The following is an 11,575-nucleotide window of genomic DNA, read 5'->3' as shown; positions in this document are numbered from 1 at the left end:
AGTCGAAGGGTTCGAACATCCGATTGCCAGATGGTCCTTCGTAAACTTCAGGTACACTCGTTGAGATACCGCTTCGTGAAAGAATGCAGCACAAGTGTAATTTTAGTTTAGTATTTACTCTTAGGTGCGATGACCGAACGGTCTCGCTTTATTACAGCTAAAGATAATATAGCTGCGCATCCATTTCAAGGAAATGTTCGGCAACTATATTCACACCAGTTGCCGGTGACGACTACTAATTTACTGGAATTCAACTAGCTTCCTCAGAGGAAGCTAGTTGATGTATAGCCCAGTTAGGTTAGTGACCTACGCGACTCTCGTCGCACTACATCATGCCGCCCATTCCACCCATGCCGCCCATGCCGCCCATATCAGGCATGCCACCGGCCGCTTCTTCTTTGGGCGCATCGGTGATCATACATTCAGTGGTGATCATCAAGCTGGCGATAGATGCAGCAAACTGCAGAGCTGAACGCACAACTTTAGTTGGGTCAAGAATACCCATTTCGATCATGTCGCCATAGGTATCGTTAGCAGCGTTAAAGCCGTAGTTGCCTTCACCCTGTTTCACGGCGTTAGTTACTACAGACGCTTCAGCACCGGCATTCGCTGCGATTTGACGCATAGGTGCTTCCAAGGCACGTAACAATAATTTGATACCATGAGTTTGGTCTTCGTTATCGCCTTTAAGGTCAAGCACTTTAGAAGCTGCACGAACCAGAGCCACACCGCCTCCAGGTACTACACCTTCTTCAACTGCTGCACGGGTAGCATGCAATGCATCTTCTACGCGAGCTTTTTTCTCTTTCATTTCAACTTCAGTGGCTGCGCCAACTTTAATTACCGCAACACCGCCGGCTAGTTTAGCCAGACGTTCTTGGAGTTTTTCTTTGTCGTAGTCAGAAGTAGATTCTTCGATTTGGGCCTTAATTTGCGCAACACGACCTTTAATCGCGTCGTTTTCGCCAGCACCGTCAACGATGATGGTGTTATCTTTGTTGATAACGACACGTTTGGCTGTACCTAAATCTTCCAGAGTCACTTTTTCAAGTTCTAGGCCGATTTCTTCAGAAATCACAGTACCGCCAGTTAACGTAGCGATGTCTTGCAACATGGCTTTACGACGGTCACCGAAACCAGGGGCTTTAACGGCAGCGACTTTAACGATACCACGCATGTTGTTGACTACCAACGTAGCAAGGGCTTCGCCTTCAACGTCTTCTGCAATGATCAACAACGGCTTAGACGATTTAGCTACGGCTTCAAGGGTAGGTAACATCTCACGAATGTTGGTGATTTTTTTGTCTACTAACAAGATGTAAGGGCTGTCTAGTTCAACACTGCCATTTTCTTGGTTGGTCATGAAATAAGGAGACAAATAACCACGATCGAATTGCATACCTTCTACAACTTCTAATTCGTTTTGCAGTGCCTGGCCTTCTTCAACGGTGATAACGCCTTCTTTGCCGACTTTGTCCATTGCTTCAGCGATGAGATCGCCCACTTCAACATCAGAGTTAGCAGAAATGGTACCGACCTGGGCAATAGCTTTGCTATCGGCACAAGGTACTGACAGGGCTTGTAGTTCTTTAACTGCGGCGATAACGGCTTTATCGATGCCTCGTTTAAGATCCATTGGGTTCATACCAGCGGCAACTGACTTCAATCCTTCAGTCACTATGGCCTGAGCCAAAACGGTTGCTGTGGTGGTTCCGTCACCGGCTTCGTCATTAGCTTTCGACGCCACTTCTTTAACCATTTGGGCGCCCATGTTTTCGAATCTATCTTCCAATTCGATTTCTTTAGCGACTGAAACACCATCTTTGGTGATAGTAGGTGAGCCAAATGATTTGTCTAATACTACGTTACGACCTTTAGGGCCCAACGTAACTTTTACTGCATTTGCAAGAACGTTAACGCCTTTAAGCATTTTGGCGCGAGCGTCATTAGAAAAACGTACTTCTTTTGCTGCCATGATAAATTTCCTCTAAATTCTGGTTAACTGATTCGGGTGATGAAACGCCTGGTTATGTAAGGGCGTTTATTCAACTACTGCTAGGATGTCGTTTTCGCTAAGAATAAGCACTTCTTCGCCATCTAGCTTTTCAGTTTTTACACCGTAACCATCGTTGAAAATTACGATGTCGCCGATTTTAACGTCTACTGCTTTAACATCGCCATTATCCAGTGTACGGCCATTGCCGACTGCAATAACTTTACCGCGAGTTGATTTTTCTGCTGCTGAACCGGTTAATACGATCCCGCCGGCAGATTTACTTTCCTGTTCGTGACGTTTAACGATTACGCGATCGTTTAAAGGACGAATTGCCATTCTCAAATCTCCTGAAAATTCAAATGTGAATTATATTAAAGTTGCCGATTGCTCGGTAGGTTACAGTGAACAGACGAATATTCATCTATTCAGAATACTGTTCTGCGTCCAGAGATGGGGTTAGGCTGAATGATCTCAAGCTTTTTTTGCTAAATAAGTGCATTTTTTTGTGTTTTTTATTTATTCACCCTTGCCTGTAATCTTACCTGGCAGTTTTGCTGATATACACAGGCAATAAAAGCAAAGGGCAGGGGAGTGCCGATGGCAATGTCTGCGGTAAGTGCATTAGTCGCTCTTGGGGATGGCTACTGCTGCTATATTCTCGGTTAGCGGAGTTTGCGCGATGAATTTAATCTGTTGTGGGTAGCCAAAGGGCTGTTGATGGGCCTGAATTGGCGCAGTCATTAATCAAAAAAACTGAAGGCTGCTCAATTATGGGGATAGGTCCGGGGGCGGGGAAATCATAAAAAGCCGAATTCTACTGAACTCGGCTTGGGTACGGGTTAACAATACGCTGGCGTCAAAGCCTGAAACCTTGACTCCCTATGTGCAATAACAGTGTTTACAACTAGTGTGACTTAACGTTAGCACTGGTATAGCTTTTATATTCAGCTTCACTGATGCGGTCGTCCTGATCTTTATCTGCTTCACTAAAGTGGGGCGTCATGTCAATGGACCGGGCTTCGTCTTGATCAATGTAGCCATCTTTGTCGACATCAACCGAACTGAACTCACGCTCGGTGGGGGAAATCGCCCCGGGTTGGCCTAAAATCTCAGCGTTTTTTTGCTCTGCGGCAAGTTGATTAGCTTTATCTATAGCAATCTGACTGGCATCTTGACCGTCAAGCCCGGTGGGTTCTCTGTCTTTTGCGTCTGAATCCTCGATTTCTTCATCTTCTACATAAGGAAAATCATCCGCCGGTATGGGCTGCTCTGCATCTTCTGTGGTCATTTGCTCAGCATCCTGATGTGCTGCCTGATTATCGACGTCTGCTGAGGCATCAGCCATGCTGGCTGATTTAGCCTTAGTGCTCACAGTTGCAGATACTTTTGAGTGTACCTCGGCGCTAGTATCTTGGCTGCTGGATTGGCCAGTTTCTAGCGCATTTTTAGGCGCATGCTTGGAGCTGGCGTTGTCCTGGCTGCCTTGTATATCTGTTGGCGCAACGGGTTCCCGCGCTGAGTACCTTTCGGACTCTTCCAATGACTCATCCATAGACTCATCCATAGACTCTTTTAGCACCTGGTCTTCTGCTCCACTTGTCATCTGCGCGTTAACGTCAGCGCTGTCCATAACCTCCTCAGCGTGTTTTTTGCTCTCGTGCTGCGCTTGTTTAGTTTCCGATACGGGCTGGTCGGTCACCGTCAGAGCATTGGCGTTAGCGGCTTGTTCAGCGGTATCACTGTCGTGGCTTACATCGGTCTGGCTGTGGTTACTGATATAACTTTCAAATTCAGTTGGGCTCAGTTGGCCATCTGAGTCTGCATCCACTGTGGCGAAATAAGTCCATACCTTGTCTTCATCTGCCTCATCTTGGGAAATAAATCCGTCTTGGTTAGTATCAAGGATCGCAAAATCCCCGCTGGTCATAGTAGTCGGGTTCTGTTGTGCCACATCTGGCTTGTTGGCTGCTGCGGCCATCGCTGGGGCAACTAAAATTGCGCTGATCAGCGAGGCTAGAGTTAATTTGTTCATACTTAAGTTCCTCGATTAGGGTTTTCTCCTTAAAACTACCTAGGAGACATCTTTAGTCGAGTTATTTAATACATAATTGGTGCCAAGAAAAATACGCTATTTTTCAAGTGGTTAAAAAATGCCATTGGACATGTTAATGCAATGTTAAGTAATTTTGTCTTGCCATGCGAAAGAAATACCCACTAAGTGGTGGGTTATTTGATTGAGTGATAGCCAGGAGATCGTTAACAAAAGAGGATAATTCGTGGGGGAGCCCATCGCCAGATGTTGGTTAGACAACACCTGGGAATATTACGGATCAGACGGTAAAAGACGAACCACAGCCGCAAGTGGTAGTGGCATTGGGGTTATTAACCAAAAAGCGCGAACCTTCCAATCCTTCTGTATAGTCAACTTCTCCGCCAACCAGGTATTGCAAGCTCATGGGGTCGACTACCAGGGTCACCTGATCTTTATCTATGGTGGTGTCACCTTCGTTGACTTTCTCATCGAACGTAAAGCCGTATTGAAAGCCGGAACATCCTCCGCCCGTTACATATACACGTAACTTTAAATTAGGGTTTTCTTCTTCCGCTACCAAAGCCTTCACTTTTTTTGCTGCGGCGTCGGAGAACTCTATAGGTACTGCAATTTGCACCGACATAATTTGCCTCTGTAATTTGTTTGATGATAAATAGATTAACATAGCGCAAATTTACCTGCTTGCACTGTGTTAAACCTGAATGGCACTATTATCTTATACCTGAGTAATCTAATCAACTATTCGCTTGATGATAATATCCAGTCAAAGCTCTTGTCCAATTCACCTAGTTTGCGTTTGTACTTATATATAGTGGTGTGGATGCTTACTTTCTCTGGCAGAAAATCATTTGGTAATTGAAATTCTCCTTCGATCATCTGAAAATATTTAAAACTGTAAGTAAATAAGTCTTCGTGATGCTCCATGAGGTTTACCAGGGCATAACTAGTCGGCTGGCCCCCCTGGCTGCCGTGCAAAGTAATATCTACCTTACCTTTAAGGGTGTTTTTGACTTTTTCCTGTTGCACTAATACGAGTTTAAAGCGGTAATAGGCTTCACTCAGGGTTTTCTCTATGGCAAAGCCATCTATCGCCAGACCGGCGGGGGTTAGCTCCGGAGCCATGACTTGTTGATAAAATGCCAGTTCCTTGCGCAAGGCCACTTCTCTTGACAAGCCGTGTTCAAGCTCAATAACGGTTTTAGCTTCAGCGCCTTTGGCCAGTTCCAGCTCCATTGCCATTATATTGACCTTGCTGGTCAGCAGGGCATTTTCGTCGTGCAAACTGGCTGTGGTTTGTTTGAGTTGCCGTATATAGCGTTGCTCTTCCAGAGTTATATTGCGACCCAAGGTGAAGGCGAGGTAAGCGATCACCAGCAATGCTAATAAACACGCTGCATAGATTTGATACGGACCATATTGTTGTTTTAAGGCAGAAAATTTCACTAATTTGTCGGTTCCGGTCAGGCTGAGAATGGGTACTGTGTAAACGTTTGAGGTAATTCCTTACATTACAGCGACTTGTGATAAGATGCAGAAATATTCCACCCGTTAATCCTTGCTAATATATGTCCCTCGACGCATTTCGACAAGAGCTTGCCACCCCCCGCACGTCAATTCAGTTGTGTGTATTGGGGATAATAGGTGGCATATGTGCAGCGTCGGTGATTATTTTATTTCGCCTCGGGGTTGAATGGCTGCAAATGTTGTATCTAAATGACGTAAACGAATTTACCTCATTGCCGGCCCAGATGCGTTTATGGTTACCTTTGGCCGGCGTGATGCTTATTCTAGGGGTCGCCTATCTCACCGGTTTTAAGCACTATCGCATGGGGATCCCCTTTGTTATTCATCGTATTAAGCAAAATTTTGGACAAATTCCTCTGCGTACCAGTATCAACCAATTTTTCGGTGGCATGTTTGCCTTAGCCAGTGGGTTTTCTGTGGGGCGCGAAGGTCCTTCTGTGCATTTGGGCGCAGCGGGTAGCAGTTTTTTTGGTCAGTGGCTTAAGTTGCCTTATAACAGCATCCGGATCTTGTCCGGTTGTGGTATTGCCGCCGGTATTTCTGCGTCCTTCAATACCCCTTTTGCTGCGGTTATCTTTGTGATGGAAGTAGTGTTTCGCGAATACAAGATCCATATCTTTATCCCTATCATGCTCGCCGCCGCGTGTGGCACAGTGTTAACCCGCAGCGTGTTTGGCGAAACTCATGAGTTGTCCTTTATTCAATTTCACGACTTTAGCCGTTGGATTTATTTGTATCTGATTTTGTTTGGTATTTTGCTTGGCGGTTTGGCCAGTGTACTGAATAATTCTTTGATGGGGGTGATGCGGGTATTCCAACGTTTTAACATGATCAAGCGCTTGCTCATCGCCGCCAGTGTCACTGGGCTGGTGGGGTATTTACTGCCTGAGGCACTGGGCGCGCATTTCTACTCCACGCATTCGCTGGTGTTGCAACAACAGGATATCACGCTGTTGGTGGCCGTACTGGGCGCCAAATTGTTACTCACAGTGCTGGCCATTGGTTTGGGCGTGCCTGGGGGGATCATGGGCCCAGTTTTTGTAATAGGCATGCTCAGTGGTGCGTTATTGGCCGCCCCTTTGGGCTTGGCAGTAGATAATGTTGAAGAACTCAGTGGTAGTTTTGCCTTATTGGGCATGGCAGGTTTGATGACAGCGGTGGTCCATGCCCCACTGGCAGCTCTATCTGCTGTTATGGAGTTGTCTTATAGTCCAGAACTGATCTTGCCTGCCATCCTGGTGATTGTTCCGGCATACGTCACCTCCACTCAGTTTCTCGGTAATAGCTCTATATTTATTCGCCAACTGGACTATCAGAAACTGCCCTACAGCACCTCTTCGGTTATCGAGGCGTTGCAAAAAACTGGGGTGCTGGCGGTGATGGACAGAGAGTTCAAGCTGTTCGACAATGTTCAGGAACACCACATATTGAGCTTCCTGGATACGGCGCCCACTCATCCTGTGGTGCAACGCTCTACTTTCGAAATTGATTTACGATACTCTCTGGTACAGTACGATATCAGCTTGGGGCGGGATGAGTCGGCACTGGCTTTTTATGATATGCACGGGGTGTCGTTTCAAGCGACCTTGGCCGAAGTCTACGAGCTCTTGCAAAACAGCCGGGAAGGCGCAGTGTACGTATATGAAGGACAGATGGACAATATAGTCGGGGTGATCACCTGGAACGTGTTACGTAGTTACCTGCACAAGGCGCGTTACTGATGATCTGCTGGCATGTTTAATCTAATACTGGAATACCGATGATAATATTGTGGCTCAAAGCGTTGCATTTATTTTTTATGGTGGCCTGGATGGCAGGGCTGTTTTATCTGCCCAGGTTGTTTGTGTATCACGCTCAAACTGATAATCAGGCAGTGCGTGAGCAATTTAAAATAATGGAGCGCAGGTTGTGGTTGTTTGTTACGCCTTTTGCCTTGTTAACCCTTATTTTTGGTGGGGCACTGATTTATCAATATGGCGCAGCCTGGTTTGTTACCGCAAAGTGGTTACATATCAAATTGCTGTTGGTGAGCTTGATCTATGCTTATCACTTTTATCTTTATTACTTACTTAAGGCATTCGCCAGGGATGAAAATATCCATAAATCGCGTTTTTATAGATTTTTGAATGAAACCCCGGTGTTGGTATTACTGGTGATCATTTGCCTGGCGGTAGTGAAAACTTGGGGGTGAACCCTAAACCGCAAAGATCCAACAAAGTTAATTTTTGTAAAGTCTGGCCGTTTATGTTGCGTTTATCAGTGCATTTGTTAACCTGGAATCGTATATAAATTGAACAAAAAAAGAATCAAGGGATGGATATTGTGCAGGCTAAACTAAAAGCGTTACTCAGGCAGTCTGACCTGGCGTTTGAAGCCCTTAAACACGATCCCAGCTCCCTCTCCAGTGCTGAGGCCTATGAACGGGCCAAAACAGCATTAGATGTACATATCGCGCAAATGCGCGCCGCAATAGAAAAACGCTTACGTTGAGCGATTTTTGATTTATCTTGAACATCTGCACTAATTAAGCAGCAATGGTGTATCCCCTCTTTGGCTCACAGCCAGTGTATTTTGCATCTGTCAATATATCCGCGCGGTGAATTGACAGAGATATTTCATAAGGCATTTATCCGGTGCACAAGAAAATGCTATGATCCGTATTATTCAATGGCGCTCGGTTTAAGTCGTGACCTTCTACCTAATCACAGATGAACGTCGTCCCCAATCTATTTTAAGAGTCAGATTTAATGTCAGATGATTTAACCAACAATTATGCCAATATCCTTGGGATCTTGGGTGAAGATCCGTCCCGCAATGGGTTAGTTGACACACCCAAACGCGCTGCTAAAGCCATGCGATTCTTGACTGACGGTTATGACAAAACCCTGGATCAGGTGGTTAACGGGGCGATTTTTGAAGCCGACACAGATGAAATGGTCGTCATTCAAAATATTGAGTACTATTCCTTGTGTGAGCATCATATTTTACCTTTTATCGGACAGTGCCATATCGCTTATTTACCTAAAGGTCGGGTGTTAGGTTTGTCAAAATTTGCCCGTATAGTGGACATGTTTGCCAGACGTCTGCAAATCCAGGAAGGTCTGACCAAACAAATTGCCGATGCGATCCAAGAAGTTACCGGAGCCAGTGGGGTCGGGGTAATAATGGAAGGCAAACACATGTGTATGATGATGCGCGGTGTGCAAAAACAAAACTCTTCTATGGTGACATCGGTAATGCTGGGCTCCATGCGCACTTCAGGTGCGACCCGCAATGAATTTTTGCGCTTAATCGGTAAATAATTTCTGTTGACTCAGAGCATGCTTAACTATCTGAAAAGTTGGCATGCTTATATCGTGGTTATCCAGCACTTGGGTATATATCCCCTACGTAATGTATCTCGGGCGCTTGACGTTGCCCTATTGTGGTGCCGTTGCACGCTAGTTAACTGTATTATGCATGAACAAACTTACGAACCGACGTTCGCACTTAATTAGTTTCATTTTACTGTTTACCTTTGCAATCTGCCCCGCCACCTTAGAGCCGTTTGGCCCTATTACGATGCCTGCGGGTAAAGCCGTTACTGTCAAGATAGGCGGGAACGGGGTAACAAGCTCAGTGTTTTTAGATAATGCAGACTATCGAAGCTGGTTACGTAGAGTGTTTGATGCCCAGGTTGCAGAAATGGAATCTGCGGCTGTGGCGCAAGTGCATTTTGTCAATGATGTGGACGGGCTGGTTATTCGTTCTATCAGTGATCTGGCTGGCGGGCAACAAGGTAAAAATGTAGAAAACGTGTTTGACGGCATAGCTTCAGGCACAGGGGCCAAACTACTACTGGGTTTACTTGACCAGATTGTGGCAATGGAAAGTCAAAAAAGCGCCCGCTAAGATAGCAAAACACTGTCATTAAACGGTGTTTTGCTATCTTTGGCGCAGTATAGGCTTTTTACTCAGGTGTTTACAGTAAATAAGATGTTTAATGGCACCCTTATTTGACAGCACTTTTAGAACCCCTGTTTTGGAAATAAGATGTTTAAAAAATAGGTGATCACATATCCCCCCTGCATTCACATATTTTATTTTTCTTTAAATGATCATTATTTAAATTAATAGGACTATTTTTGAAACTCAATTAGCTACCATTAATAATCCTGATAGTATTTTCGATTTGTAATTTTCCCATACTATTCTGCCGATTCCAGTTGAATACAGGTGCATCGTTAAGTGCGGAAAGTAACTTTGACCTTTTACCTTCAGAGTGCGATTGATAACTGTCTGTATGATAAAATTCATAAAAGTTAGTGCTCTCTTCAAGTTTTACGTATTTAAACCAATGAAACTCTCTAATTATACGGCCATCTGAGTTTTCGATACTATTTACAAAGGCATGCTCAGGTATATCTTTGGCCGCTTCTTGAAGCCTATCGCAAACGAAGACTCTAGCGCCTTTGCCAGTACTTTCCAGCTTTACTGCTTTGGTAACAGCATCCCCACATATGAAAGCACCCAAGCTTTTGTTTTCTAGATCAGGTTCAATAATTTGGCCATATGCTATACCTGCTCGGCACAGTAAACCTGAACCGATATTAGACCACATCAATTTTCTTGCGATTTCAACGATTAGACTAGCATTCTTTGACCAAATAAACGCACAATCTGACAATTGTGCTATTTTCACATCTGTATTTTTTGGCTTATAGTCAAGTAAAACACCTAATCGTCGCCTAAATTTGGCTAGAAGTTTTGCACTAAATATCTGAGGATCTATGGAATCTGTTTTAAAGTGATGGGCAATAAAATCGTCACGTATTATTTCGACTCCACCTTCAGTAAGGCTACTAAATCCAAGCATATCAACAAAAAATACAGCTCCTTTGTATACTTTCATCTATTTATTCTTGTTTAAAATCAATAATAAATACACTTTATCATATAATTGGAAGACCCTTTATTTAGTTTTTAGTACCTATTGTACAGAGCTACTGGCAACTTCTAGTCTGTAAATTGATAAATTAATTATGCCATTCCTTGTTTTGACTTTAGCAGCTTCGCTGTAACACGTAATTTATCAACAATGGAACAAGCCACTAACCCTAACTCTGAATATTCTAAACGCATAGCTTCAAAATACTCTTCGTAATCTGGAGAGACTGCGGCATACTCGGTGCCAAAGGCAATTGCGTAATTTATTTTATCTGGCAATGTTAATATGTCGCAGAGCAATTATTTTTCTAATGATTGCCATGAAACGTCCAAACTAATAGGTTCAAATTTTGGACTAGAAACTATAGTTTGTAGCCAACCACTCTAGTCTTAATCACCGTCGTCACAAACCACGTCTAAGCATCCTGAGATAAAGTTCTCCAGAGCGGCTGATACGATTATTCTAAAGTAATAACGTTCAGTTTTAATCTTAAGCTGCTTTTAGTTACCGTTTTCCATTTTAAAATGACCAGTGACTAAATTTGATTAAACGCTTTCACAAAATTCTTAGAATGCTGATGAAATCGGACATGACCTTTTGAGTTAAGCTTCTTTCTGCACTGCCGAAATGGTGGTGTGATGTAGCCCCAGTCAGCAGTCTTAGAAAAGTAAATCACATAATCAATACTGGCGTTTCCCCACTTATTTTCAACGACGGTACTTTCGTCATCAGACACTATCGACTTAACTTGGATTCGATAAAATGTATCACCATCCGAAATAACGAAGTCGGTTTTTAAGCCATGATCGATCATGGGCATAAATACGTCCCAGCCGTCATTGAGCAACCAACTAGCGGCTAGAGTTTCATACGATATATTTTTGTAATGCTGAAGAGATTGGCTTTTGGGACATGAGTTTTTTACAGGCATAGTAGTATCCAATAAATAATTGATGTCGTATGCCAGCAAATGGCTTTCTGTATACGAGCAGAGTCCTCATATCGAGTAACTCCCAATTAATTATCACCATACACCCGTTTGGGATTGTATCTAATAGAAAGGCGGCCTGCCTCG

The 11,575-nt window shown here is 44.0% G+C and carries 12 protein-coding genes and 1 pseudogene; 5 read left to right on the top strand and 8 right to left on the bottom strand.

Going from position 1 to position 11,575, the window contains the following annotated elements:
• Nucleotides 1-325 precede the first annotated feature (325 nt).
• From groL to AC3RV5_RS20770, 5 genes are all read right to left on the bottom strand, one after another.
• The gene (groL, locus tag AC3RV5_RS20790) at nucleotides 326-1,975 is read right to left on the bottom strand and encodes a chaperonin GroEL (protein WP_489729477.1); all 1,650 of its coding nucleotides are present in this window, start codon (nucleotides 1,973-1,975) and stop codon (nucleotides 326-328) included.
• 66 nt (nucleotides 1,976-2,041) lie between these two features.
• Nucleotides 2,042-2,332, bottom strand: a complete 291-nt coding sequence (locus tag AC3RV5_RS20785) for a co-chaperone GroES (protein WP_489729476.1) — start codon at nucleotides 2,330-2,332, stop codon at nucleotides 2,042-2,044.
• Nucleotides 2,333-2,900: 568 nt separating this feature from the next.
• Nucleotides 2,901-4,028 carry an EF-hand domain-containing protein gene (locus AC3RV5_RS20780; protein ID WP_489729475.1) on the bottom strand — a complete coding sequence of 376 codons (1,128 nt, stop codon included), beginning with the start codon at nucleotides 4,026-4,028 and terminating at the stop codon, nucleotides 2,901-2,903.
• Nucleotides 4,029-4,326: 298 nt separating this feature from the next.
• The gene (gene erpA, locus AC3RV5_RS20775; RefSeq protein WP_489729474.1) at nucleotides 4,327-4,671 is read right to left on the bottom strand and encodes an iron-sulfur cluster insertion protein ErpA; all 345 of its coding nucleotides are present in this window, start codon (nucleotides 4,669-4,671) and stop codon (nucleotides 4,327-4,329) included.
• A 116-nt stretch (nucleotides 4,672-4,787) separates the two neighbouring features.
• Nucleotides 4,788-5,492 carry a DUF6776 family protein gene (locus AC3RV5_RS20770; protein WP_489729473.1) on the bottom strand — a complete coding sequence of 235 codons (705 nt, stop codon included), beginning with the start codon at nucleotides 5,490-5,492 and terminating at the stop codon, nucleotides 4,788-4,790.
• Nucleotides 5,493-5,614: 122 nt separating this feature from the next.
• Between AC3RV5_RS20770 and AC3RV5_RS20765 the strand changes: the two genes are divergently transcribed.
• From AC3RV5_RS20765 to AC3RV5_RS20745, 5 genes and pseudogenes are all read left to right on the top strand, one after another.
• On the top strand, nucleotides 5,615-7,294 hold the full coding sequence (locus AC3RV5_RS20765; RefSeq protein WP_489729472.1) for a chloride channel protein: 1,680 nt from the start codon (nucleotides 5,615-5,617) through the stop codon (nucleotides 7,292-7,294).
• Nucleotides 7,295-7,332: 38 nt separating this feature from the next.
• A complete protein-coding gene (locus AC3RV5_RS20760) occupies nucleotides 7,333-7,764 on the top strand; it encodes a CopD family protein (RefSeq protein WP_489729471.1) in 432 nt (143 codons plus the stop codon).
• 122 nt (nucleotides 7,765-7,886) lie between these two features.
• Nucleotides 7,887-8,063 (top strand): hypothetical protein, encoded by a 177-nt coding sequence (locus tag AC3RV5_RS20755; RefSeq protein WP_489729470.1) that lies wholly within the window; start codon nucleotides 7,887-7,889, stop codon nucleotides 8,061-8,063.
• Nucleotides 8,064-8,320: 257 nt separating this feature from the next.
• Entirely contained in the window at nucleotides 8,321-8,875 is a 555-nt protein-coding gene (folE, locus tag AC3RV5_RS20750) for a GTP cyclohydrolase I FolE (RefSeq protein WP_489729469.1), read from the top strand.
• Between the two features lie 244 nt (nucleotides 8,876-9,119).
• Nucleotides 9,120-9,464, top strand: a pseudogene (locus tag AC3RV5_RS20745) (phosphorylase family protein); the annotation flags it as partial.
• A gap of 244 nt (nucleotides 9,465-9,708) precedes the next feature.
• Here AC3RV5_RS20745 and AC3RV5_RS20740 read toward each other — a convergent pair.
• The 3 genes from AC3RV5_RS20740 to AC3RV5_RS20730 form a co-directional block, all read right to left on the bottom strand.
• Nucleotides 9,709-10,464, bottom strand: coding sequence for a nucleotidyl cyclase domain-containing protein (locus tag AC3RV5_RS20740; protein WP_489729468.1), 756 nt, complete (start codon nucleotides 10,462-10,464; stop codon nucleotides 9,709-9,711).
• 128 nt (nucleotides 10,465-10,592) lie between these two features.
• On the bottom strand, nucleotides 10,593-10,778 hold the full coding sequence (locus AC3RV5_RS20735) for a hypothetical protein (RefSeq protein ID WP_489729467.1): 186 nt from the start codon (nucleotides 10,776-10,778) through the stop codon (nucleotides 10,593-10,595).
• Between the two features lie 257 nt (nucleotides 10,779-11,035).
• A complete protein-coding gene (locus AC3RV5_RS20730; RefSeq protein WP_489729466.1) occupies nucleotides 11,036-11,431 on the bottom strand; it encodes a group I intron-associated PD-(D/E)XK endonuclease in 396 nt (131 codons plus the stop codon).
• Nucleotides 11,432-11,575: the final 144 nt, after the last annotated feature.

Source organism: Paraglaciecola sp. IT1134, assembly GCF_058068185.1.
The sequence above is the reverse complement of the archived record's forward strand: the minus strand, read 5'-3'. Positions and strand labels throughout refer to the sequence as shown.